This window comes from Myxococcus eversor, assembly GCF_010894455.1.
GTDB lineage: Bacteria > Myxococcota > Myxococcia > Myxococcales > Myxococcaceae > Myxococcus > Myxococcus eversor.
Genome location: NZ_JAAIXY010000018.1, coordinates 196,451 through 220,654, shown reverse-complemented (window position 1 = coordinate 220,654; position 24,204 = coordinate 196,451). Strand labels below are relative to the sequence as shown.

Annotated in this window: 22 protein-coding genes; 12 read left to right on the top strand and 10 right to left on the bottom strand. The window is 67.9% G+C overall.

All coding sequences use genetic code 11. The features are described 5' to 3' along the window. Positions 1 to 101: 101 nt before the first annotated feature. Entirely contained in the window at positions 102 to 923 is an 822-nt protein-coding gene (locus G4D83_RS32110; RefSeq protein WP_163868664.1) for a hypothetical protein, read from the bottom strand. A gap of 470 nt (positions 924 to 1,393) precedes the next feature. Between G4D83_RS32110 and G4D83_RS32105 the strand changes: the two genes are divergently transcribed. From G4D83_RS32105 to G4D83_RS32095, 3 genes are all read left to right on the top strand, one after another. Beyond that, a complete protein-coding gene (locus tag G4D83_RS32105) occupies positions 1,394 to 3,016 on the top strand; it encodes a protein kinase domain-containing protein (RefSeq protein WP_163868724.1) in 1,623 nt (540 codons plus the stop codon). Between the two features lie 78 nt (positions 3,017 to 3,094). Further along, the gene (gshB, locus tag G4D83_RS32100; RefSeq protein WP_163868663.1) at positions 3,095 to 4,060 is read left to right on the top strand and encodes a glutathione synthase; all 966 of its coding nucleotides are present in this window, start codon (positions 3,095 to 3,097) and stop codon (positions 4,058 to 4,060) included. 292 nt (positions 4,061 to 4,352) lie between these two features. Continuing rightward, positions 4,353 to 6,236: an extracellular catalytic domain type 1 short-chain-length polyhydroxyalkanoate depolymerase gene (locus G4D83_RS32095; RefSeq protein ID WP_163868662.1), complete on the top strand. Its 1,884-nt coding sequence runs from the start codon at positions 4,353 to 4,355 to the stop codon at positions 6,234 to 6,236. A gap of 178 nt (positions 6,237 to 6,414) precedes the next feature. Here the strand turns inward: G4D83_RS32095 and G4D83_RS32090 are convergent, their stop codons facing one another. Both G4D83_RS32090 and G4D83_RS32085 read right to left on the bottom strand, forming a co-directional pair. Further along, a complete protein-coding gene (locus tag G4D83_RS32090) occupies positions 6,415 to 7,722 on the bottom strand; it encodes a hypothetical protein (protein WP_163868661.1) in 1,308 nt (435 codons plus the stop codon). Continuing rightward, on the bottom strand, positions 7,719 to 8,183 hold the full coding sequence (locus tag G4D83_RS32085; protein WP_163868660.1) for a DUF4150 domain-containing protein: 465 nt from the start codon (positions 8,181 to 8,183) through the stop codon (positions 7,719 to 7,721). Before G4D83_RS32085 ends, G4D83_RS32090 begins: the two co-directional genes overlap by 4 nt. Before the next feature lie 143 nt (positions 8,184 to 8,326). Here G4D83_RS32085 and G4D83_RS32080 point away from each other — a divergent pair, with 143 nt between their 5' ends. Then, positions 8,327 to 9,433 carry a hypothetical protein gene (locus G4D83_RS32080; RefSeq protein ID WP_163868659.1) on the top strand — a complete coding sequence of 369 codons (1,107 nt, stop codon included), beginning with the start codon at positions 8,327 to 8,329 and terminating at the stop codon, positions 9,431 to 9,433. A gap of 15 nt (positions 9,434 to 9,448) precedes the next feature. On the opposite strand, the gene G4D83_RS32075 is transcribed toward G4D83_RS32080, so the two are convergent. From G4D83_RS32075 to G4D83_RS32055, 5 genes are read right to left on the bottom strand one after another with little or no spacing between them, the layout of a single operon-like run. Then, complete coding sequence (locus G4D83_RS32075) at positions 9,449 to 10,033, bottom strand: imm11 family protein (protein WP_163868658.1); 585 nt, start codon at positions 10,031 to 10,033, stop codon at positions 9,449 to 9,451. Positions 10,034 to 10,058: 25 nt separating this feature from the next. Next, positions 10,059 to 10,406, bottom strand: coding sequence for a hypothetical protein (locus tag G4D83_RS32070; RefSeq protein WP_163868657.1), 348 nt, complete (start codon positions 10,404 to 10,406; stop codon positions 10,059 to 10,061). A gap of 7 nt (positions 10,407 to 10,413) precedes the next feature. After that, positions 10,414 to 10,998, bottom strand: coding sequence for an imm11 family protein (locus tag G4D83_RS32065; RefSeq protein WP_163868656.1), 585 nt, complete (start codon positions 10,996 to 10,998; stop codon positions 10,414 to 10,416). 29 nt (positions 10,999 to 11,027) lie between these two features. Beyond that, positions 11,028 to 11,612, bottom strand: a complete 585-nt coding sequence (locus G4D83_RS32060) for an imm11 family protein (RefSeq protein WP_163868655.1) — start codon at positions 11,610 to 11,612, stop codon at positions 11,028 to 11,030. 18 nt (positions 11,613 to 11,630) lie between these two features. Next, the gene (locus G4D83_RS32055; protein WP_205522762.1) at positions 11,631 to 12,503 is read right to left on the bottom strand and encodes an MXAN_0050 family toxin nuclease; all 873 of its coding nucleotides are present in this window, start codon (positions 12,501 to 12,503) and stop codon (positions 11,631 to 11,633) included. Between the two features lie 103 nt (positions 12,504 to 12,606). Here G4D83_RS32055 and G4D83_RS32050 point away from each other — a divergent pair, with 103 nt between their 5' ends. Continuing rightward, complete coding sequence (locus G4D83_RS32050; protein WP_163868654.1) at positions 12,607 to 13,401, top strand: hypothetical protein; 795 nt, start codon at positions 12,607 to 12,609, stop codon at positions 13,399 to 13,401. Positions 13,402 to 13,407: 6 nt separating this feature from the next. Here the strand turns inward: G4D83_RS32050 and G4D83_RS32045 are convergent, their stop codons facing one another. Next, positions 13,408 to 14,472 carry a DUF2169 family type VI secretion system accessory protein gene (locus G4D83_RS32045; protein WP_163868653.1) on the bottom strand — a complete coding sequence of 355 codons (1,065 nt, stop codon included), beginning with the start codon at positions 14,470 to 14,472 and terminating at the stop codon, positions 13,408 to 13,410. Between the two features lie 98 nt (positions 14,473 to 14,570). Here G4D83_RS32045 and G4D83_RS32040 point away from each other — a divergent pair, with 98 nt between their 5' ends. Continuing rightward, positions 14,571 to 15,371, top strand: a complete 801-nt coding sequence (locus G4D83_RS32040; RefSeq protein WP_163868652.1) for a tRNA1(Val) (adenine(37)-N6)-methyltransferase — start codon at positions 14,571 to 14,573, stop codon at positions 15,369 to 15,371. A gap of 84 nt (positions 15,372 to 15,455) precedes the next feature. On the opposite strand, the gene G4D83_RS32035 is transcribed toward G4D83_RS32040, so the two are convergent. Next, entirely contained in the window at positions 15,456 to 16,415 is a 960-nt protein-coding gene (locus G4D83_RS32035; protein ID WP_205522761.1) for a hypothetical protein, read from the bottom strand. Between the two features lie 205 nt (positions 16,416 to 16,620). Here G4D83_RS32035 and G4D83_RS32030 point away from each other — a divergent pair, with 205 nt between their 5' ends. The 6 genes from G4D83_RS32030 (at position 16,621) to G4D83_RS32005 (ending at position 24,040) form a co-directional block, all read left to right on the top strand. Beyond that, positions 16,621 to 17,127, top strand: coding sequence for a DoxX family protein (locus G4D83_RS32030; RefSeq protein ID WP_163868650.1), 507 nt, complete (start codon positions 16,621 to 16,623; stop codon positions 17,125 to 17,127). Between the two features lie 146 nt (positions 17,128 to 17,273). Further along, positions 17,274 to 19,061, top strand: coding sequence for a CapA family protein (locus G4D83_RS32025; RefSeq protein ID WP_163868649.1), 1,788 nt, complete (start codon positions 17,274 to 17,276; stop codon positions 19,059 to 19,061). Positions 19,062 to 19,330: 269 nt separating this feature from the next. Further along, positions 19,331 to 20,566: an MFS transporter gene (locus G4D83_RS32020; protein WP_163868648.1), complete on the top strand. Its 1,236-nt coding sequence runs from the start codon at positions 19,331 to 19,333 to the stop codon at positions 20,564 to 20,566. Positions 20,567 to 20,719: 153 nt separating this feature from the next. Next, positions 20,720 to 21,724, top strand: coding sequence for an alpha/beta fold hydrolase (locus G4D83_RS32015; RefSeq protein ID WP_163868647.1), 1,005 nt, complete (start codon positions 20,720 to 20,722; stop codon positions 21,722 to 21,724). A 147-nt stretch (positions 21,725 to 21,871) separates the two neighbouring features. Beyond that, a complete protein-coding gene (locus G4D83_RS32010) occupies positions 21,872 to 23,602 on the top strand; it encodes an alkaline phosphatase D family protein (protein WP_163868646.1) in 1,731 nt (576 codons plus the stop codon). A gap of 117 nt (positions 23,603 to 23,719) precedes the next feature. Further along, on the top strand, positions 23,720 to 24,040 hold the full coding sequence (locus tag G4D83_RS32005) for a hypothetical protein (RefSeq protein ID WP_420826674.1): 321 nt from the start codon (positions 23,720 to 23,722) through the stop codon (positions 24,038 to 24,040). The last annotated feature ends 164 nt before the right edge of the window (positions 24,041 to 24,204 follow it).

The window sequence follows — 24,204 nt, the reverse complement described above, 5'->3', positions numbered from 1 at the left end:
TCATGTAGACAGCCCTCAGCGGCATCCGGGTGCTCATGGCAGCAGCCCCGTCAGCGGCATCCGGGCGCTCATGTAGACAGCTCTCAGCGGCATCCGGATGCTCATGGCAGCCGCTCCGTGCGGTCCGCCGCCGGCAGCGCCAGCGACTCCGGCCGCGTCAGCACGACGCCCAGCACCACTCCCGCCGCCGCCGCCAGGCCCACCCCGCCCACGACATAGGGCCAGAGGGCGCGGCGAGGTGCCTCTTCCACCACCGTCTCCGCCGTGGGGAACGTCGCCGCGTCACGCGCCGAGGCCACCGCCGCCGGCAGGACCTCGGTGGCCTCCAGCCGCAGCGGCGCGCGCGGGCTGCCCTGCTCGAAGAGGACGAGGCCTCCGGCGTCCCGTGCCACCGCGTAGGCCTCCACGGCGCGCGCGGGAGGTGCCTTCACGGACACCGGCCCCGACGGCGAGCCCACCGCCGCGGAGAACCCCGCCGCGCCCGGCAGGCGCACCGCCACCATCACCTCCGTGGCCACCTTCCGGGGCTGCGCCAACACCGCCGACACCCGGCCATCCGGCAGCCGCGTCACGGTGAGTGTGGCCCGCTGGCCCTCCATGGCGGCCCGTGCCGCGCGGAACGGCACCTGGACCTTGGGCCCCAGCGAGTCCTTCACCTGCGCCGAGGGCTCCAGGAGGAGAAGAACCTCGAATGCCTCCTGGGCCTCCTGGCGCTGCCCCATGAAGGCGCGAGCCAGTGCCAGCCCCCGCCATGCCTGAAGGCGCTCCACGCGCGTCCCAGGGCCCTCCAGGGCCTCCAGGAAGGACGCGGCGGCGGCATCGAACTCCAGGGCATCGAACTGTTGCTCGGCGCGCCCCAACGGAGGTTCCGCGCCCCAGGCCTGGGTGGCGAACAGCCAGAACATGAAGGTCAACGCGCGCACGGCTCATCAGTCTACAACCGTGTTGCACCCGTCCACAGGCGTTGTCCCCAGCGGCCTGCTGCTTCTTCAAAAGCTTAATGTAGGTATTGATCAAATGGTGGAAGAAGTAGAGGGCTCGGATTTGGGGATAAGTCAGCAAGCTCGCGGGATGACTGACGAATTTGGCCGATGCTACATGTGGGTAAACTGACGGTTTCCCCCGGCCTTCCACAGGGGCTGATCCACGCCACCGTTTCTCCACAACCCCACCCCCACTATCCACAGGCCATCCACAGGTCTTCAGTGGACGAGGGGGCGACCGGGCGTGACGGTGGATACTCACCGCACGTCCGCGCCCTACAAGCCTGTTATCCTCTGTCGTGGTGCTGCTCCGGTGTCGGGGCGCTGTCGTGGAGGTTGCACCCATCGATTTTTATCGCGGCGAGCGCATCGGGAAGTACGAGGTCGTCACGCAGTTGTCCGTGGGTGGCATGGCCGAGCTGTTCCTCGGCTTCACCTCGGGTCCGGGTGGCTTCCGTAAATACGTGGTCGTCAAACGCATCCTGCCGGACGCTCGGGACAACGAGCAGTTCGAGCGGATGTTCTTGGACGAGGCGCGAATCACCGCGGCCTTCAACCACCCCAACATCGCGCAGGTGTTCGACCTGGGGCAGGAGGAGGACGGCCTCTACCTGGCGATGGAGTTCATCGCCGGGCAGAACCTGAACCAGATAACGAGCGCGTGCCTGCGCGCCAGGCAGCCGGTGCCGCTGGGCTTCACGCTGTCGGTGGCGCGCGACGTCTGCATGGCGCTGTACTACGCGCACACCTTCACCGCGCCCTCGGGCGAGCCCAGCCCCGTCATCCACCGCGACGTCGCCCAGAAGAACATCATGGTGACGTACGACGGCATGGTGAAGCTGCTCGACTTCGGCATCGCCAAGGCGAAGGGCAGCCTGGAGCGCACCCACGCGGGCACGGTGAAGGGCACCACCGGATACATGTCTCCAGAGCAGGTGCGCGGCGACAAGCTGGATGGCCGCAGCGACCTGTTCTCGGTGGGCGTGATGATGCACGAGATGCTCACCGGCGCGCGCCTGTTCGCGGGACACACCGAGCGCGATGAGATGATGAAGATTCTCGAGGCGCCCATCCCCTGGCCCTCGCACGTCACGCCGCACGTGTCCGAGCAGATCTCCAAGGTGGTGATGCAGTCCTTGGAGCGCAGCCGCGAGAAGCGCTTCGCCAACGGCCGGGACATGGCGCGGGCGATTGAAGCCGCGGCGGGCTCGCTGATTCAGGACGCGGACCACCGCGGCTCGCTGATGAAGGAGCTGTTCACGGAGCGGATGGCGGCCACGCGCGCGCTGCTGGAGAGCGCGGACGGCACCGCCAACAGCCTGATGCTGGAGGCCGCCAAGCGCGCCCTGCGGGGGGATGACGGGCCGTACCTGCCGGTGCGCGAGAACCAGGCCACGCCGAAGACGGGCAACTCGTCGGTGCCGGACGCCAAGGAGCTCAAGAAGGCCTCCCGCAAGGTGTCCACGGTGAAGTCCGCCACGGGTCAGCCTCCGGCGGATACGGACCTCACGTCGGGACAGCGCCGGAGCTCGAACGTCCTGTGGGGCCTGGTGCTGCTCGCCATCCTCGGGGGAGGCGCCTATGGCGCCGTGCGCTTGAGCAGCGCGCTGGACGAGACGATGACGCCCGTCGTGGAGCAGACGCCGACCCAGGAGCTGAAGCGGTTCGACCCGGGACTGCCCATCTACCAGGAGCCGGATGCGGGCACGCTGGCGGACGCGACGTCGACGAAGAAGCCGGAGAAGGGCAAGCCTCCGGCGGACGAAGACGCGGGCGCGAAGCCGGAGCAGGCTGTCGCCACGAAGCCCTCGCGGCAGACAGGCAAGCTGACCCTCATCGTGGGCAGCCAGCGCGCGCCCGTGTTCCTGGGGAAGCGGAAGCTGGGGACGACGCCCATTCTGGGCATGGTGGTGCCGGCGGGCACCCACACCTTGAGCATCATCGGCCCCCGGCAGAAGAAATACCCCCTCCAGGTTGAAATCAAAGCCGGCGAGACCACCGCCTTCCGACTGGATGGGTATCCCGAGGGTTGACCGCGTCGCGGTGGTGCTGGGGATGTGACGCGCGGTCCTGTTATCGTCGCGCCCCCTTCAACCCCCTGCGACGAGACTATGGCCGCGCTCACCATTGGCTTCCTGATGGACCCGCTCGAGACAGTGCGAGTGGACCATGACTCCACCTTCGCGCTGATGCTGGAGGCGCAGCAGCGCGGCCATCGGGTGCTCTACTTCGAGCAGGGGTGGCTGCGCTTCAACGGCCGCTGCGCGGAGGCGCGCATGCGCCACGTCACGGTGCGCCGGGAGCCGGGGCGGCACTTCGACGTGCTCGACGAGGAGGCGCGGCCGTTGTCGGAGCTGGACGTGCTCTTCCTGCGCAAGGACCCGCCCGTCGACGCGGAGTTCCTCCACGCCACGCAATTGGTGGAGCTGTGTCAGGGCCGCAAGCCCGTCTACATCAACGACCCGGCGGGCATCCGCGACGCGAACGAGAAGCTCTTCGCCCTGCGCTACCCGGACCTGATGCCGGACACCCGCATCACCCGCGAGCTGCCGGTGCTGCTGGACTTCATCGCCCGCAACGAGCAGGGCACCATCCTCAAGCCCATCGACGGCTTCGGCGGCAAGGGCATCCTCTTCCTGTCCAAGGGAGACCGGAACGCGCGCTCGGCCGTGGAGCTGCTCACCCAGGGAGGCCGCGAGGCCGTCGTCGCGCAGGCGTACATCCCGGAGAGCCGCCTGGGCGACAAGCGCATCCTCCTGGTGGATGGAGAGCCGGTGGGCGGCGTGCTGCGCGTGCCGTCCGGCGATGACCACCGGGGGAACATGGCCGCTGGTGGCACGCCCCACAAGGCGGTGCTCACGGCGCGCGACCTGGAAATCTGCGAGCGGCTCAAGCCCGAGCTGCGCAAGCGGGGCCTGTTGCTCGTGGGCATCGACGTGCTCGGCGACTACCTCACCGAGGTGAACGTAACGAGCCCCACGGGTCTGGTGGAGGCGAACCACCTGGATGGCGTGTGCGTGGAGGCCCGCGTGCTGGACGTGGCCGAGCGGCTCGCCGCCGAGCGTCCCTCGGCCTGACGGACGCAGGGCAGCGCCGAGTCACCTTCCGCCAAGGTCGGTTGTTTCGCGCCAAACGGAGGACGTTGGCTCGGCGTTTCGGGCAGTGCCGTGTCCGGTACCGGATTCCCGAGTGAAGCGTGAACTGAAGAATGGTTCATGTTTCATGGAAATTCGACGCGGTGCATAAAATGAATCCTGGTTCAGATTTCACCGTCGAGGCGACGCGGCGCGCCTTGAACCCGGGGAGTGCGGGGGAGTCACGTTGCGGCCCGTGGCCGTCCTTTCCCCCCATGGCGGCCCGGGAGGCACCATGTCCTCGCAGCGTCCTCGCTTCACTTCGACGTGTTCTCGATTCACCCTCGCCGCGTGGTTGTTCGCGGGAGTGTTGGGCTGTGGTGGGCTCGACGCGGAGCCCTCCGTGCGGTCCGAGCCGGAGCTGGCAGAGTCCGAGCAGGGGCTGACGCAGGTCACGGGCTTTGGCAGCAACCCGGGCAACCTGGCGATGTATCGCCACGTGCCGACGGGCGTACCGGCGAACGCGCCGCTGGTGGTGGTGCTCCACGGCTGCACGCAGAACGCGACGGGCATGGAGGCGAGTGGTTGGACGGCGGCGGCCAACGTCTACAAGTTCTACGTGGTGTATCCGCAGCAATCGAGTGGCAACAACGCCACCAGTTGCTTCAACTGGTTCGAGCCAGGTGACATCGCGCGCGGCTCGGGCGAGGCGCTGTCCATCAAGCAGATGGTGGACGCGATGAAGGCGGCGTACTCCATCGATGCGTCGCGGGTGTACGTCGTCGGCTTCTCGGCCGGTGGGTACATGGCTCCGGCGCTGCTCGCCACGTATCCGGATGTCTTCTCCGCGGGAGCCATCAACGCGGGCGGGCCGTACAAGTGCGCCACGTCGATGAACGCGGCGTTCTCGTGCATGAGCCCGGGCGCGGACAAGACGCCCGCGGCGTGGGGTGACCTGGCGCGCAGTGGCTACTCCGGCTACACGGGGCCGCGTCCGCCGGTGTCCATCTGGTACGGGACGAGCGACTTCACCGTCCGGCCGATGAACGGCACCGAGGCGATGGAGCAGTGGACCAACGTGCACGGCATCGACCAGACGCCTGACACGACGGAGACGGTGTCGGGCTTCCCGCACAAGGTCTACCGCGATGGCGCGGGCCGGGCCCTCGTCGAGACGTGGGAAATCACCGGCATGGGTCACGCGGTGGCGTTCGACGCGCAGTACAACTTCCCCGGGAGCACCACGGCGTGTGGCTCGGTGGGCGGGTTCGTGACGGACATGAACATCTGCGCCGTGTACCACCAGGCGAAGTTCTTCGGCATCGTCGGAGGCGGCGGTGGCGAGCCGAGCGGTGACACCACGCCGCCCGCGGTGAACGTGACGTCTCCTGCGAGCGGGACGACGGTGAGCGGCGCGGTGACGGTGGTGGTGAGCGCGTCGGACGCGGTGGGTGTCGCGCGGGTGGAGCTGCTGGTGGACGGCAGCCCGGTGGCGACAGATTCGGCGGCGCCTTACGAGTTCACCTGGAACAGCCAGGGCGTGGGCAACGGCGCGCACACGCTGGGGGCTCGGGCGTATGACGCCGCGGGCAACCAGGCGACGGACAACGATACGAGCGTCACGGTGAACAACACGGGGACGCCGACGTCCACGACGGCGACTTTCGCCAGCATCGCGGCGGAGGATGGATATCTGAAGGCGAACGCGGACGGCAGCGGCGTGGCGCTGGGGACGCTGACGAACCTGGCGCTGGGGCGCGGGACGGATGGGAAGTTCAACCGCTCCTTCCTCTCGTTCGACACGTCGAGCCTGCCGGATGGGGCGACGGTGACGCGGGCGTACCTCACGGTGAACTACTCGTCGGGCTCGGGAGACCCGTGGTCGACGCCGTCGGGGAACACGGTGGTCATCGACGTGAAGGCGGGCACGTTCAACGCGGCGTCCACGGAAGTGGCGGACTGGGCGGCGGCGGCCGGTGCCAGCGCGGTGGCGAGCATCGACAAGTTCGCGAGCGGGGCGAAGGCCTCGGGGGACTTCAGCGACGCGGGCCTGTCCTCCATCAACAAGACGGGCAGGACGCAGCTCCGGCTGCGCTTCAGCTTGGAGCAGACGGGGATGCAGTACCTGTTCGTGAAGGACTCGACGAACGCGGTGCTCACCGTCGGGTACACGCAGTAGCGTGAAGCGGAGGGGACGGTGGGTGTTGCCACTGTCCCCTCTTCCGCCGTGGCTCCCGGTGTTCCGCGTGAGTCAGTGATGCGCGTCTGTGTTCACGGTGGGTTCGGACACGTGTGGCGCGGCGGCCCGTCGAGCTGTGTCTTGCGCGAGTCCCCGATGGGCGCGTGGCGTGGAGGGCTCAACGGCTCTGCGGGCGGTTCCAACCGCGCGTGAGCTGTGCCACCACGGTCCGTGCCTGCTGTCGCTGTGACTGGCTCCACAGCCGGGGCTCGATGAACAGCGCGCCGCCGCTGCGCAGGGCGACCTCCCAGGCGAGCGCGGGTCTGCGTCGCATCGGCTCTGTCTCCAGCGCCGTGGCCAGTCCCTCGGCGGTGAGGCGCACGCCGCGCAGGTAGCGCTCCGTCTGCGTCAGGCTCGCGCGTCGCCCCGCCCACCAGTGCTCCACGGCGTGGGCATCCACGCGCCCGGGCAGCACTCGAGGCCCGGGCAGCATCTCGCGGAAGTCCTCCGGCGCGGGAGCTTCCTCTTCCTCCTCGGCGGAGTCCTCCTCGGAGAGCTCCTCCAGGATGAAGGGAGGCGCGAGCGGCAGGCCGGTGATGGCGGCGAAGGACGACGCGGCGAGCAGCCCGTGGTCTTCATCATGAAGCAGGGGAAGCAGTGCCTCCGCGGCGGCGAGCTTGCCGCTGAAGCCCAGCGCCCAGATGACCTCCTCGCGGACGTCTTCATCCGCGAGCCGACCCACCAGGTCCGCGAAGTCCTTCGAGTCACCCGCCACGGCCAGCGAGAGCAGCACCGTGCGCGGAGAGGGCTCCTGGGACAGGGCCCGCTCACGAGCGAGCATCCACGCGTCACGTGAGCCGAACATCATGCCCACCTCCAGCGCGGCGTCACGCAGGACGGCGCTGTCGTGGCCCAGCGCGCGCTTCACCTGGGTGTCGCCCAGGGCTGTCCGAGGCACGAACGGCAGGGCGCGGAGGACCTCGGCCTGAAGGGCGTCGTCCCCGTTCAACGTGTCGGGCAAGGCGAGCCGCTGGAGTCGTCTCGCTCGGATGATTCCCGCCTGGACCTCGGGTGGAAGTCCCGGCAGTCGCTTCAGGAAGGCCGCGTGGAGGTCATCACGCGCGAGCAGCTCCAGCGCGCGGAGAATGCCGGGGCCCGCCTCCTCGGGAGTGGCTTCGAGGCACTTGAAGACGGCCTCGTGCCCGCTCGTGTCCTCGGAAGCGAGCAGCACCCAGGTGGCCACGGCGATGCGAGCGGGCTCCTCGGAGGCGAGTGCGGGCATCAGGAAGCGTTGGGCCGCGGGAGGACCTCCCAGGACGAGCGCATCCAGATGGGCGAGCAGCCGTCCCTCGTCACCCTGCGAGACTTCCGGGAGGGTGAGCTCCGGACTCCAGAGGGCCTGTTCCCATTGAGTCCAGAGGAACTCGGCCTCTTCGAGGTGATGCTCCAGCAGCTCCCAGCGAACGGTGGGCCGGCGAATGGTCACAGCTCCTTTTCGCAGACCAGGCACCTGGCCTTCATCTCGTCCTGGCCGAGCGCGATGACGGGCCCCTGGAGCAGCGGCGCGGGCGGGGTGTTCTTGTCGTTGTGGAGCATGAGGTCGAAGGTCCGAGCCACGCTCTTGCCTTCGAACTTCACGTCGAAGGAGTAGTTGACGAACTCGGCCTTGCCCTTGGTCTTGCTGGAGGCGACGCCGCCGCCGGCGGTGCCCGCCTCGTCACCGCTGCTGGTGCTGAAGTTGGAGTCCTCGACGCAGACGGGCTTGCCGTCCACGGAGACCTTCTTCGTGCCCTTCGCGGTGTCGGAGGACATGGCGATGTTGGGGTACGGGATGGGGATGGGGCCGGCGGGGCTGGGCGTCTTGCACACGTCCGGGAAGGCGATGGTGTTCCCGCCGGTATCCTTGTGGACGACGGACAGCTTGTTGACACCGACGGTCGCGCTCATGGGGGTGACTCCTGACGAGGCCGGGCCTCGAGTGCCGTGAGACAAGTGTATCGCTCCCGGGGCGCTGGCACGAGCGGGGGTGGTGGTTCGGGGTGACGCCTCGTGGAAGACTCTGTTTTCAGGCGATGGAGGCCGAGGCGCGCATGGTGGGATGGGTCCAGGTGATGGGGATGTCGTCGTCGTTGGGGGGGCTCTGGCCCGCCTCGGCGGCGTTTCGAGCAGGGACGGCCTGGCCGTCGGCGGCGCCCGACTTCGAGGTCTTCCTGAAGGGCGACGAGGAGCCGAGCCCCGTCACGGTGCACGCGGCGGGAGATGCCACCCTGGGTTTCTCCGGCGTGGGGCGCCTGATTGCGCTCCTGGCGGAGGCGCTGGTGGACCTGGGCGCGCGGGAGGACCTGCGAGCGCTGGGGCCGCACGTGGGGCTCTACCTGGTGTTGCCGGACCCGGAGGCGCGGGGCTTCACGACCCAGAAGGACCCGTTCGAGGAGGACCCGGACGAGGTGTCGGAGCGCATCGCGTTGCTGGTGGACCGGCTGGTGAAGGGGACGTGGCAGGCGTTGGGCCTGCCGGCGTGGAGGGGACAGGTGAAGGCGTTCCACGCGGGGAACGTGGCCTTCGCGCAGGCGTTGGCGGTGGCGGGAGAGGACCTGCGAGGTTCTAAGGTGGAGCGCGCGCTGGTGTGCGCGGTGGACAGCTTCGTGTCGCCGGAGACGCTGACGTTGCTGCATCAGCGGGAGCGGCTCAAGACGCCGGGGATGGCCACGGGGTTGATGGCGGGAGAGGCCGCGGTGGCGCTGTTGCTGGTGCGTGAGGCGCCGGTGGAGCCGAGCCTGGCGGTGGTGCGGGTGGCACAGGGGCGTGATGTGGCGCCGCTGGATGGGGAGCAGCCGCCGGATGGACAGGAGCTGACGCGGCAGGTGCTCGCGGCGCTGGGACCGATGGGGGCGGAGGCGTCCGCGCCGTTGCTCGTGTCGGACCATGATGGCCAGTACGCGAGGGCGTTCGAGTGGGGGATGCTCCAGGTGCGCCTGAGGGACACGGATGCCCGCTTCGAGCGAGGCGCGGTGTGGATGCCGGCGAAGAGCTTCGGGCACACGGGAGTGGCGTCTGGGGCCGTGGCGACTGCGCTGACGTTTCGGGCACTGGAGCGGGGTTATGCGCCGGCGCCCGTGGTGCTGGTGCTCTCCTCGGCGGAGGCGGGAGAGCGGGCGGTCATCCACCTGACTGCGGGGCGCAAGCGGGGTGCGTAGGCGGGGCAGCGGGGCTCAGAGCTCCATGCCGTCCCAGCCTTCGGCCTCGTAGACCTTGAAGCCGGTGAGTCCTGCCTGCTCGAAGGCGGCGAGGACGTCTTCACGGATGAGGATGAGGCGGAGATACGAGGTGCAGCGGAACATCTTGGCCTGTGGACTGATGGAGCCGGATTTGAGCGCCAGCTTCTCAATGAGGCCAATCTGGTCCTTGACGATGAAGTTCATGTCGTAGACCGAGCGGTTCATGTCGATGGCATCTTCGGCGCCAAGCAGATTGAGGAAGGCATAGTCAGGACCGACGACGTTGCCCTCTTGGTCCTTGAGCACGACGGGGAGCCACTCGGCGTTGGTGACTCCCAATGACTCGATGAGCTTGCGTGCCCGCCCTGAAACCAGGAGGCCGTTCATCAGGTTGGGCTGGAAGTCATAGAGATTGCGGCTGTCGGGGTAGTTGTCCGAGAAGGAAACCTCTCCGCCCATCGGGAACGCCCTTGTGAGGCTGATGCCCTTGCCGAACTTCCAATCCGTCGGACTGCCACGAGGGTACTCGTCGACGAATCCTGCTTCCTCGGCCATGACCTTGAAGACGAAGTATTTCACAGCCAGTCCTGTGCTCGAACGTGCCTCATGCTTCCTCTTCGGACTCTTCCATCCAACGCAGGAAGCGCATGGCGCCCACCAGTGCGAGGACGGGTTCCCCCTCTTCATCACTGAAGCGGATGGCGTCGTGTTCGTCCGAAAGGCTGACCTGGATGCAGTACATGGCCATGTCCTTGCCGGGTAGGACCAGGTCCTTCATCCGCGCGTCGATGACGCGAGAATGCAGCTCCAGGACCTCGGTGTAGACCTCGTCCAGGGGAAGCAGGACCCCACGGACTCCCTCGCGCGCCGTGACGAAGCACGGCACCTGTTCCTCGAGGACCCGAGCGACGATGTCAGCGGGCTGTTCTTCGATGCAATTGGCTTCGAACATAACGAACTCAGAGATTAAGGCCGTTCCAGCCTTCAGCGTTGTAGACCTTGAAGCCAGTCAGTCCCGCCTCGATGAAGGCGGCATGGACGTCTTCACGGATGAGGGTGAGGCGGCGCTGCATGGTGCAGCGGAACATCTTGGCCTGGGGACTGATTGCGTCGTGCTTGAGCACCAGATTCTTGACGCGACCAATCTGATCTTTCGCCAGAGAATCCATCCTGTAGACCGAGCGCTCCATGTCGATAGCAGGCTCAGCGCCCTGTAGATTGAGGAAGGCGTAGTCGGGGCCAACGACATTGCCCTTGTGGTCCTTGACGACGACGGGCAGCCACTCGGCGTTGGTGAGTTCCAACGACTCGATGAGCTTGCGAGCCCTCCCTGAAACCAGGAGGTCGCTCATCAGATTGGGCTGGAAGTCGTAGAGGTTCCGGTGGTCAGGATAGTTATCAGAGAAGGACACCTCACCACCCATGGGAAACTCCTTGGCGAGGCTGATGCCCTCTGCGAACTTCCAGTCAGTAGGGCTCCCTTTGGGATACTCGTCGATGAACCCTGCTTCTACCGCCATGACCTTGAAGACGAAGTATTTCATAGGGGTGATGGACGTAGGGCTTGAGTGGCTCAGAGTTCGAAGCCGTCCCAACCCTCAGCGTCGTAGACCTTGAAGCCAGTCAATCCAGCTTGCTCGAAGGCAGCGTGGACATCCTCACGGATGAGGATGAGGCGGAGATATCCTTTGCAGCGGAACATCTTGGCCTGAGGGCTGATGGTTCCAGGCTTGAGGACAAGATTGTTGACACGATCCATCTGGTCCTTGGCAATGGCGTCCATCCTGTAATCGGAACGCTCCATGTCGATTGCATCTTCGGCGCCCTGCAAATTCAGGAAGGCATAGTCGGGACCCACGACGTTGCCCTTGTGGTCCTTGACCACGACGGGGAGCCACTCGGCATTGGTGATGTCCATGGACTCGATGAGCTTACGAGCCCGTCCTGAAACCAGGAGGTCGCTCATCATGTTGGGCTGGAAGTCATAGAGATTCCGGTCGTCGGGATAATTGTCTGAGAAAGAAACCTCGCCACCCATGGGAAACTCCTTGGCGAGGCTGATGCCTTTGTCGAACTTCCAGTCCGCGGGACTGCCACGAGGGTATTCCTCGATGTAGCCGGCTTCTGTTGCGCTGATTTTGAAGACAAAATATTTCATGGTGAATCGTTCCTTTCGTTAATAGAGCGAGCCCCACTCGTAGCGACTCTTGGCCTTCAAGTCCTTGGGGGCATAGCGTACGAGGGGGTGAATGTATTCTTTGCCTTGAGTGACGGCTGCCACTACGGCTCGGCTCAACTTCACGAGCATCTTCCAGTAGTCGTCCTCCAGGTTCTTCAACTTGGTGAAGATGTCCACCACAAGCAACTTGTGGTCGCTGTTGGCGTCAATCTTCTCCTGGATTTTCTTGGCGATGACCCTCATATCCCGCATCACCTGCTGCGTGTAATTGGGATGGTCGCCCGGGTGTTGCAGGAGCGCGTGGACCGGCACTGCCCACGCCTGGTCCGGCAGCATGATGATGTTGTGGCCGTGATTCAGATTGTACTCGGACTGGAGAATCAGCCGAAGCTGCTGGTACGTGAAGGCGGGCCCGCTCTTCAGCTCGTAGTAGAACGCAGAGCCCGGGAGGATGTGGTGGGCCTCCCATGCGTACGGGTACTTCTGGAGCGCGGGCTTCTTCTCCTTGTCCTTCGCCCCTGGATTGAAGTTCTCCGGTGGTCCTCCCGGGAACTCCGCCGTCTCGCGCACCATGTCCCGGATTTCATCCAGGTGCGGATGGTCGAACATGCGATACACGCCGCGCCCATCCAGCGACCCGATGTAGTTCGAGCCATTCTGCGCATAGTGGTTGTCCTTGCCGAGCACCCCGCGCGGCGGCGCGTTGCTGTCGACATGGTCGGCGTCGTCCGCGGACTCCTCCGCCGGCTCCGGCTTCTTCTTCTTGGCTTCCTTGGCCGCCGCGTACTTCCGGTCCCGGCTTCGCTCGAAGATGGCCAAGAGGCGCTGTGACAGCGCCGTGTTCATCTCGTTCGCACTGAGGTTGCTCATGCGCACACCCACCCTGGAGCGAGGCTGGCGCAAGGTCGCCACCCCGTGACGTCAATGCTGCCCGAAGGCTCGTTTCCAGGCTACGCTCACCCGCACTTCTCCCATGGCTCGCCTGATTTCCCTTCGCGCTGACGCGGCTGACTCACTGGGTGAAAAACTGAGCCGGTTCGACCCCGGTGCCGACCGCCCCAGTCTCCTCACCCGGCTCGACGGCATCACCCTCGACCTGCACGTCATCGCCGTAGCCACCCTGCTCGTCGATGGCAACCCCCAGGGGTTCTTCCTCAACCTCTGCCGGATGGCCGAGAACGCTCGCCGCCTCCACCTCCTCCTGGAGGCTCGCGGCCTCCCTCCTCCCCCCGCTCGGCGCAATCCGCCCCTGCTGGGAGCCCTCGCCGCGGGCCACTTCCCCCTGGCCGAGTCTGTCGCCGCCACCTCCGGCACCCAGTGGCAACAGGGCGCCGAGTACGAGGACGAGTTCCTTTGGGCCTCGACCCTCCAGCTCCTCGCGCGCGCCCCACCCGCCTCGCCCGTCGCCCTGGAGCGCGTGCTCGTTCCCCTGGAGAAGGTGGGCAAGGAGCCCTACTCCAGCCGCGTCGCCGTCGCTCGGGCCCTGGCCTCCTCGGACCGGACCGCCTTCGCCGAGGCCTTCTCCACCGCGTGTCTCGAATATGGCCTCGACATCGAGAAGCGCGCTCGTTCGCAGTCGACGCCCGTGACGGCCTTCGCGCCCCATCGGTTCATCTGGCTGGAAGGACTCGCCCTGTTGAGGCTGGCCGAGCGCGCCGGCATCGCTCCCGAGGACACCAGCTTCCGCTACTGCCCTCCCCTCGCCCGCGTGCCCATGACAGTGACGTACACGGGCGACTGGGCCCTCCAGACGACTCCGACGCCGTAACCCGCGTCACCCAGTCCCAACGGGTTGCCCGGGCACAAGCCCCTCCGCGCCATCACACGTCACCTGGATGGAGCGCAGCTCCGTCGGCTCGCGCTGCAAGGTGAACGTGCCTCGCCACACGAGGAACAGCTTCATCGCATCCGTGTCGATGACGACCGTGTCCAGCTTCAGCTCCAGGTCCGCGTCGTCCAGGTTTCGGGCTCGCGGGGCCAGCACCCGTGGCGGTGACAGCGCGGGCAGCTTGAAGCCCATCACCCCACCCGGCGCCACGTTCCCGAGCAACACGGACTCACCCCCTCGCAGGTACTCCGTGACGAGCTGGTCCTTGGGCGCCCCACTCAGGAAGCGCCGGTCGAAGTCCTTGGGCAACAGCGGGCTGCGCGACTTGCGCCACGCGTCGTCGTACGTCCCCGCATAGGACGCGCGCGGTTGCCAGTGCGGCTCGATGAAACCGAACCCCGTGGGTGTCGGGCACTGGCCCCACGTCTTCAACAAGTCGTTGGGCGACTCCAGATTGGGCAGCCGCAGACCTTCCTCGAATCGACTCCCCCTGGCTCGGAAGCCCGTGCCCAACGGGTTGCGAGGCTCGAACGTGTGCTTCGCGGCGTCCTGCGCGCTCTTGTCCCAGCCACCGAAGGACCGCTCGTAGCGCAGGGGGATTCGCTCGAAGGCGAGCGGCTGGGTGATGCCGATACCCCCCAGGCTCTTGAACCACGTCCTGTCCCCCACCACGCGCACCTGCTTGTGGATGGGACCGACATGCAGCTCCGCGAGCAACTCGCGCGTCCCCGCCTTGGGCGCGTGCGCGTGTCCCAGCAGCACCACGTCCGTGCCGACCTTGGTGAACGCTCCCTCGGGCTCCAGGCGCAGGCTGGACGTTTCTTCTCCGTCCCAGCGCTCGCCCGCCACCATCAAGGGCGCCTGCTCCTCCGCGAGCACCGGCGCGCCGCGAGGCTTCAAGTCGAACGTCGCCTTCACCACGGGCACGAAGAGGGGACGCAGCACCTCATCGGTGAGGAACAGGGGCTCGAAGATGAAGGGGGTGCGATTCTCGGTGGACGGGTGCCCCATGTTTCATCTCTATCAGTCCCCGTGAGCGCGTGACAGGACGGCAGGGCCACCCGAGTGGACGCGTGTGCGGCGCGGATGCAAGCTTGCTGGAATCCCTCGTGACACCCTTCCACCTACAGCCCGGCCCGGACGAGACGCTCGACTCCATCGGCACGGCGGGCGTGCGCGTGTTTCAGCGACGCAATGGCTACCGTTTCACGCTGGATGCCGTGCTGCTCGCGCACTTCGCGGCCACCGAATCCACCACGGGCCTGGCGAGCCCTGTCCTGGAGCTGGGCGCGGGCAGCGGTGTGGTGTCATTGCTCCTGGTGAAACAATTTGGCCTGGGGCCCGTGGATGCGCTCGAACTCCAGCCCGCTGTGTTTGCTCGGCTCACTCGCGCCGTGGCGCTCAATGACTGTGAGGCCCGGGTTCGGCCGGTGCTCGGAGACCTGTGTCGCATCCGAGAGTTCGTCACCGGGGGTGCCTATGGCCATGTCGTGTCGAACCCTCCGTTTCGAGTCGCCGACGCGGGAGTGCGCAGCCCGGATGACGAGCGCGCCATCTCCAAGTCGGAGGTGGCCTGTGATGCCCAGGCTGTCATCACGGCGGCGCGCTACGCGCTCGCTCCCGGAGGACTGGTGAGCCTGGTGTATCCCGCGGCGCGCGCGGCGGAGGTGTTGGGGTGGCTGGCCCAGGCGAAGCTGCATCCTCGCGTCCTGCGCTTCGTGCACTCGCGCGTGGATGCCCCCGCGACGCGGTTTCTCGTTCAGGCCGTGCGTGACAGGGACAGGGGCCTCACCGTGCGCCCGCCGCTCGTCGTCCATGGCGAGGGGCCTGGAGGCTACTCGCCGGAGGTCGCCGCGTTGATGGATCCACCCCTCGCTGAGCAGGCCCTGCCTCCGAGCGAGAGCGAATAAGCGGCTACGCACCCTAGGTTGCCGTGCTGATGGACCCGCCCCTCTCGGAGCAGTCACTGTCTTCAAGCGGGAACGACTGAGCGGCTATTCGGCACCCAGGGGCTTCGTGTTCGTCACCTGGAGGCCGCCACCTTCCGACGCGGTGATGAACACCTCGCTGCGCGGGGGCACGTCGAGTGTCACGCGCCGCTGCTGCTTGCCCAGGGTGAACGTCACCGCCAGCTCGCGCCGACCTGGCTTCACGTCCTGGATGAGTCCACCCGAGCCTCCTTCTTCACCCTTGCGTGCACCGTCCAGCGTCACGTCGCAGGACTTGAGACAACGGACATGCAGGCGCGACGCGTCCGCGAGTCCCGCCTGCTCACGCGCCTCCTCGACGTCCGCGAGTGCTCGCTGTCGCGTGAGGATGACCCGGCCCTTCGAGTCACCCTGATACGTGGCCTCCGTGCCCGCGGGCACGTCGACATAGCTGGCGAAGAGCTTCCGGTTGAGCAGATCCGCCGTGCCCTCCACGCGGCGCTTGCCGGGCTCCACGTCCCGGAACTCCCAGGTCCGTTCGTCTCGACGCGTTCCCCTTCGCTCGTCGAGCATCACCGTGCAGGACTCCAGGCAGCTCACGAGGGCCACGCTCTTCGCGGTGGACGGTGGCGGTGGGGGCGGGCTCGGGGTCTTCTCGGTGCCTCCAGGTGCGACTCGCGCGGTTCCCTCCACCCACTCGGGGGTGCCGGGTGACGTGGTGCTCTCCTTGCGCACGACGATGCGCTGGTTGCTCACGAGGTAGACGGTCGCCAGGGCCGTGTCGGGGATGTCCGCGAAGCCGCTCGCCAGGGGGCGACCGAGCACTCCCGTGGCCTCCACTCGACGGGCTCCCGGGGTGATGCCCTGGAACTCCCAGAGGGCCTCGTTGACTCGACGCCCTCGCTTCCCGTCGAAGACCACCGTGCACGTCTCCGTACAGCGCACGCTGACGGTGACTCCTTCTTGCGCGAAGGCCGGGGCGGACAGCGACAACGCCAGGGACAGGAACACGTCGCGGAGGGCCATGGGCGGACCAGTCTGGCGCCGGCCGTCCTCCGGGTCGAGCCGCCTGGCTCTCCACCCGCGAAGCATCGAGTGGAGCGGCTGTGAGCCCGCCTGTTCACCGAGGGAGGGTGATGTGGCCCCGCGTGCGACGCGCCCGGTCCGTTCCCAACGTACTCAGGTTTCCCGGACGGGCCCATGCATGGCCCCCCAGCAAGGAGAACAGGGCATGAACGTGGTGACGCTGACCGAGCAACCCGACATCCTCAAGGCGGCGGCCTTGCTGCCTCCGCGCCTGTCACTCGGCTCGACGATGGTGGTCCATGGGCTGGCCAAGCTGCGCAAGGAAGGCACCGAGCAGCACGCGGGCTTCTTCGAGCAGCTCGGTTTCAAACCCGGCCGCCCCTTCGTGCTGGCCACGGGCGTGACGGAGGTCCTCGCGGGCGTGAGCGCCATCCTGGGTTTCGCCACCCGGCCCGCCGCGCTGGCCGTGCTCGTCACCCAGGCCGTCGCCATCGCGAAGGTGCATGGCCCCAAGGGCTTCGACATCACCAAGGGCGGGTACGAGTTCAACGTCGCGTTGTGTGCCATCGCCCTCGGGTTGCTGCTGCGGGGACCGGGGCAGCTGTCGGTGCATGGCGCCTTGGAGGGACGGGTGAAGCGCAAGGAGCTGCGTCGGTGGAGGCTGCTGCCTCGTCAGCGCCGCCGCTCGCGGCTCTTGGACCTGCTCGGCTAGGGGGCCCGTAGGGGGAGTGGGGGTGCCTGGTGACGCACATGCCAGCGTCGGGGGCAGGTGTGTGTGTCGCCTGCCCGCCTGCCGATGGGGCGGGCACATGGGGGCTGTCCCTGGAGGGCCTGGAGCCTCGTAAGATGCGCGGGCCCATGCTTCCGTCCGCCTTCGTCCTGCTGGCGCTCGCCACCTCGCCGGGTACCTCCCCGGCGCGCGAGCCCGCTCCCGCCAACAAGTTCTCCACAGCGCCCGTCTCCGAGAGCGCCGAGCTGCTGTCCTCGGCCGGCTCCCAATCCGTGCGCTCCGCGCTGGGTACGGAGTCCTCGGTCGCGAGTGCCGCGAAGCGCGCGGGAGATGGATCCACGCTGGCGGTCCTGGGCGCGGCTCATCCGAGCGTGGCCTCCGCCGCGCTTCGCACGGGGACCCAGGCCGCGAGCACAGCGCTGGCCCGTGGCACTCCTGTCGCCACGGTGCAGCCCGCCGTGGCTACGTCATCGAGCACCCCGCCCACCGCGCAGCCCGCTCCCGCCCAGGGCACCGTCTCCGACCTGGGCAGCGCGGCGGCCCGAGCTGGCGCGGGCGCCCTCCGTGCCGCGGCCTTCGCCCTGGGCTCCGGTGCCTCCTTCGTGCCCTCCCCCGAGGAAGCCGAGGCTCGCTACGTCCGAGGCCTCGAAGCCCTCAAGTCGAAGGACACTGCCACCGCCATCATCGAGCTCTCCGCCTGCGTGAAGGCCCTGCCCACCCGCGTCGACTGCCGCTGGGAGCTGGGCTGGGCCTACTCCGTCGAGAGCCGCTGGGCGGACTCGCTCACCCACTGGACCGAGGTCCAGAAGCTCGACCCCGAGCACGCTGATTTGGAGACCGCGCTCGCCCAGGCCCGAGGTCAGGCCGCCCTCCAGGCGAAGCTCTCCCAGTCCCCGCAGGCCAGCAACCGTCCTCCTCCTCCCGCCGACGCCAAGGTGCGCATCCGCGCCGTGGGCGACATGATGCTCGGCACCACCCTCCCCGAAGACAACCTGCCACCCGATGGCGGCGGCAGCGTGATTGCGGGAGTGCTCCCCTTGATGCAGGACGCGGACGTCACCTTCGCGAACGTCGAGGGCCCGCTCTGCGACAACGGGAAGACGACGAAGTGCCGCTCGTCCGGCAACTGCTACGCGTTCCGCTCGCCCACCGCCTACGGCCAGTTCTTCAAGGACGCGGGCGTGGACCTGGCCTCCACCGCGAACAACCACTCCGGTGACTTCGGCGAGCTGTGCCGCCGCGAGACGGAGTCCACCCTCGACGCGCTCGGAATCGCCTGGAGCGGCCCCCCGGGCTCCGTGGCCACCGTGGACCGCAACGGCCTGCGCATCGGCATGGTGGCCTTCCACACGTCGCCCTCCTGCAACCACCTCAACAACACCGCCACGGCCACGGCACTGGTGCGCGCGGCGGTGGCCGAGCACGACATCGTCATCGTCTCCTTCCACGGCGGCGCCGAGGGCGGCAAGGCGCTCCACGTCCCCAACGGTCGGGAGATGTTCTTCGGCGAGGACCGAGGAGACTTGCGCGCCTTCACGCACGCCGTGGTGGACGCGGGCGCGCACGTCGTCATCGGCCACGGGCCCCACGTCGTGCGCGGGCTCGAGTTCTACAAGGGCCGCCTCATCGCGTACTCGCTCGGCAACTTCGCCACCTACGGCCGCTTCAACCTCAAGGGCCCGCAGGGGCTCGGCATGGTGCTGGAGGTGGAGTTGAACAACACGGGTGACTTCACCGCTGGCCGCGTCCTCGCCACGAAGCAGATGGACAAGGGCATCGCCGTCCCCGACGAGAAGGGCGCCGTCATCAAGCTCCTGCAGGACCTCACCGCCGAGGACTTCCCCGACTCCGGCGCCCGCATCTCCGAGGACGGCACCCTCCGCCGCGAAGGCAAGGGGCCCGTCTCCGCGCGCTGAACCTCGCGCCGGCCTTCACACGAGAACACCGCTGTCCCGACAGCCGCACACCCACGCCCACGCGATTCACCGCTGGGCTTTCGTGGAAAGCGCCGTATCAGGACATGCCTGAGCGACTGTGCCGCACGCCGCGCGTGTGAGCTGTGCGTCACGGGAACCCGCGCTGAAGACTGACTGCTGGCCGCACTGCTGATCTCGTGATTGCGGCACCAAGCATGACGCGGCTCGCGGAAGCGCGTTTCACTCGCGTGCGTTACAAGGACTTCGCCGTGCGCGCACTCCGACTGCCACAGCTCTCCTCGCTTCGCGCCTTCGAGCATCCCGGCTATCTCGCGGTCTGGCTGGGCGCACTCATCTCCAACATCGGCACCTGGATGGAGACGGTGGCGATGGGCGTGTACGTCACCCAGGAGACGGGTCGCGCGGAGTGGACCGGCGGCATCGTCGCCCTCGCCTTCCTGCCCTCCGTCGTGCTGTCGCCCCTGGGTGGCGCGCTCGCCGACCGCTTCGACCGTCGCGCCTATGTGGCGGTGGGCACCGCCGTGCAGCTCGCGCTGGCCGCCGTGCTCACGGTGCTCGCCTTCACTGGCCACCTCAGCGTGCCCATCGTCGCCGTCGTCACGCTGCTCAACGGCTGCGCGAACACGCTCACCTATCCGGCCTTCTCCGCGATGCTCGCGGAGCTGGTGCCACCCCGTGACTTGCACAGCGCCATGAGCCTCAACTCGGCGCAGTACAACCTGGGGCGCATCATGGGCCCGCTGCTCGCGGCGCTCGTGCTCCAGGCCGGCGGCCCGCCGTGGGCGCTGTTCGTCAACACGCTGTCCTTCGTCGGAGTGCTCGTGGCGCTGTCGCGCGTGAGCATGCCCGTGCGTGACACCCCTCGCACGGTGGAGAGCCTCTGGGCCGGCATCACCCGAGGCATCTCCGTGGCGCGCGCGGACGAGGACATCTCCCTGGTTCTATGGGGCACGCTGTTCGTCGCCGCGCTGGTGGCGCCGTTCATCGGCCTGGTGCCCGTCTTCGCCATCAACGTCTTCGGTCAGGGCGCCGCCGCCACGTCGCTGCTCGTCGCCTGTCAGGGCGCGGGCGCGGTGGTGGCCGCCGTGCTCGTGGGCACGCTCGCGGACTCGCTCGGTCATCGCAAGCTCCTGGGCTTCGCCGCCCTGTCCATCGGCGGCGTGTCCGCGCTCTACTGGATGTCGCCCACGCTGACGGTGGCCGCCGCCGGCATCTTCTTGCTCGGCGCCAACTACCTCACGCTGATGAGCGGCCTTCACGCCTTCGCCACCTCACGCGTCCCTCGCGAGCTCCAGGCGCGCGTGAGCAGCCTGTACAGCATGGTGCTCGGCGGCGCGTACGCGGCGGGGGTCTGGGCCCAGGGCGCGCTCGCGGACCGCGTGGGCCTGCGCTTCGTCACCATCAGCGCCAGCGTCCTGTTCCTCGCCCTGGTGCTCACGCTGCGACTGCTCAGCCCGCGCAGCTTCGAGCGCTCCCCGAGCTGACCTCCCGCCCCCGGGGTGCCCGCGCCCTCCACGACGAGGGTGTGCCCGAGGTCCACCTCCAGACATGAAGGTCGGTTCAGGTCTCAAAGGCCCTGCGCCCTGACTCCTCGCGCGCTACACACGGACTCCCCTTCCCCAAGAGGAGCCCACTTCATGTCCGTCCGTCCCTCCCTCCTGGCTTTGACTGCCCTGCTGCTGTCGACCCCGCCCGTGCTCGCCCAGACGAAGGCCGGCGCCGAGCCGCTCGGCACCGCGCTGGAGGGATTGCCCTCCGCCTTCCCCGTGCAACTGTTGCCCCTGACGGTGGAGGGCCAGGACGTGCGCATGGCCTACCTCGACGTGAAGCCCACCGCGCGCGCCAACGGCCGCACCGTGGTGCTGCTGCACGGCAAGAACTTCTTCGGCGCGTACTGGGAGGCCACCATCCGCGCCCTCACCGCCGCGGGCTACCGCGTCGTCGCGCCGGACCAGCTCGGCTTCGGCCGTTCATCCAAGCCGGACATCCATTACAGCTTCCACACGTTCGCCTCGCTGACGAAGCAGCTGCTCGACACGTTGGGCGTGAAGCAGGCCGTCATCCTGGGCCACTCCATGGGCGGCATGGTCGCCACGCGCTTCGCCCTCATGTACCCGGAGACCACCGAGCGGCTCATCCTGGAGAACCCCATCGGCCTGGAGGACTACCGCGAGAAGGTGCCCTGGCAGCCCACGGAGGCGTACTACCGCGAGCAGCTCGCCGTGACGGAGGCGTCCACGCGCAAGTACCACGAGACGTACTACGTGAAGTGGAAGCCCGAGTACGACGTCTGGGTCCAGGTGCTCTACCGCCAGACGCTCAGCGCCGAGTACCCGCGCCTGGCCCGCGTGGCCGCCGCGACGTCGCAAATGATTTACGAGCAGCCCGTGTCCCACGAGTTCCCGCTCGTGAAGCCGCGCACCCTCGTCGTCATCGGCCAGGAGGACCGCACCTTCATCGGCCGAGGCAAGGTGCCCGCCCCCGTCGCCGCGACGCTCGGCCAGTACCCGCAGCTGGGGAAGAAGACCGCCCAGGCGATTCCCCAGGCCACCCTGGTGGAGCTGCCCGCCGTGGGCCACATCCCCCACTTCGAGGCCCCCGAGAAGTTCCACGCCGCCGTGCTCGACTTCCTCGCGAAGTAGGCCCGCCTCGCCCACCCTCCGGGCCTGTGGGTAACTTGGGGACGCCAGACACACTCCCCGCATGGGCTCCAGGCTCCAGGCCCCTGGGTTCCGGATTAGAGTCCGTGAATCCGGGGCTTGCGGCCCTGGCGCAGACGGGGGGCGCGCATGAAGAAGCTGCTCGGGCCGATGCTGTACGCGAGGAACCAGCCGTCCGGGGACACGTGGTCCTTCTTCGTGAATCTGTACCTCGGTGACTCGGACCCCGCGCGGCCCCCGCCGTTGCGACTTCGCTTCCAGCGCCTGGACGGCACGGAGCTGACGGAGGCCGTCCAGGCTCCGCCCCGGTGCGTGGCGGACTTCTCCGCGCTCAGTGGCCAGGCCGCGGGGGTGTTGTGGCGGTGGGAGGTGACGCTCGCCCGCGAGGACTCGCCCACGCGGGTGACGTACCGCTTCGAGCCTGGTGAGGGCTGCCCCGCGCTGTCGCAGGTGGACTTCGCCGCGCCAGGCAACCCGGTGAAGCCGTGGAGCGGGGAGGACGTGAGGACGGTGGTGGTGCCCGCGAAGGGCGCCCTGCCTCGCGCGGCCTTCTTCTCCTGCAACGGCGCCAGCGACGCGAAGACGTGGGGCTCGGTGATGCGGATGAAGCGTCCCTTCGGCTGCTGGGCGGACATGTTGGCCCAGCACGAGGAGACGAAGGAGGGCGGCTTCGAGCTGCTGCTCGGCGGTGGAGACCAGGTGTACGCGGACTCGCTGTTGGACCATGAGCCGCTGGTGGAGTTCCGCAAGCGGGAGCTGGAGAAGAAGTTGGACAGGGACTTCGGGCCGCCGCCGGGCTTCCACGAGCAGATGCTGGCGCGCTACGTGGAGCTGTACTGCGAGCGGTGGAGCGGCTCGGTGGGAATCGCGCCCATGCTGGCGCGGGTGCCAGGCGTGTTCACCTGGGATGACCACGACATCTTCGACGGCTGGGGCTCGCACGAGGCCCTGCAGTCCTGCGAGTGGTTCGAGTCCATCTACAGCGCCGCCGCGCAGGCCTTCGAGGCCTTCCAGTTGGGCGGGCTGAAGACGGAGGAGAAGAAGCCCGCGAGGCGCAAGCCCTGTGACGCGCACTATCTGCAGACGCTGCGCTTCACGGGCACGGAGTGCGACGTGGACCTGGTGGCGTTGGACCTGCGCAGCGGGCGCACGTACCGGCGACAGGTCAACGGGAAGATGGCGCACCAGGTGATGAGTCCCGAGCAATGGGACTCACTGGATGCGTGGCGACAGGAGCACGCGAAGGACGCGGGGGCGAAGCCGAGGCACGTCATCGTGCTGTCCTCCATTCCACTGGTGCACCTGCGCTTCGGGCCGTCGGTGGAGACGGTGGGCGGCGACACGGAGATGCATGACGACATGCTGGACCAGTGGGAGTCCGTCGTGCATCGCGGCGAGCGCATCCGGTTGATGGTGGACCTGCTCCAACTGGCGAAGATGTCGTGTTGCGCGGTGACGGTGGTGTCCGGGGACGTGCACGTGGGAGCGCGAGGGCTCATCCGCTCGCGCAATCCCGAGCACATCCCCGCGGGCCTCGCGGAGGCGGCGATTGAGCAGGTGACGTCCTCGGGCATCGTCCACCCGCCGCCGAACATGCTCCAGTTCATGGGGATGCGGTTGCTGGCGGAGGAGTCGGTGGACGACCTGCCGTCATACATGCAGACGGAGATGCTCCCGGTGGGCAAGAGCCGCTACCTGCGCGAGCGAAACTGGTTGTCATTGAGGGTGGAGCCCGCGCGCTCGAAGGTCGCGCGTCCGAAGCTGTGGCTGCGCTGGGAGGCGGAGCACACGTCGCTGTCCATGCAGGTGGTGGTGGAGCCTCCGCCGCTGTCGTCGCCACTCGTCGCGACGCACTCCTGAGTCCCGAGGTGCCACCTCTCCCGGCGGCCATGCGGGCGGGCCCCGCTGTCGTCGCATGGAGCTTGGTGCGCGCTGTCGTCGCTCCGACATTGAGCCCTGTGTGGAGTCGGCGTGGGGATGCACTCCGCGCCCTTCGACGAGGAGCGCGACATGACCACGGGCAGCAAGAAGAACGACCCCTCGAAGGGTGGCCACCACAAGCCGACCTTCGCGAAGGACCGCGTGGAGCGGGGACTGGAAGCGGACGACACCCTGCCCCTCTACGCGGCGGACTCCATCCGCAGCACCCGGGAGCAGAAGTTCGCGCTCGACAGCGACGCCCCCGCCGGCGGCGACGTGCCCGACATCCGCAGCCCCATCGACGAAGCGGACGAACTGGAGCGCGAGCGCCAGGGACGCGAGCGGGCCCTGGAGCGACAGGTCGAGGAGGAGGACTGACGACCATGCGCGCGGCCCCGTCGATGAAGCGTGGGAGCGCGAACGCGAGGGAGATGCGCGGGCCCTGGAGCGACAAGCCCAGGAGGATGGCCGACACGTTCTCCCTCGCTGAAGCCTGGGGACGGGAGCGCCAGGGACGCGAATGAGTCCTGGATGAAGAGGCC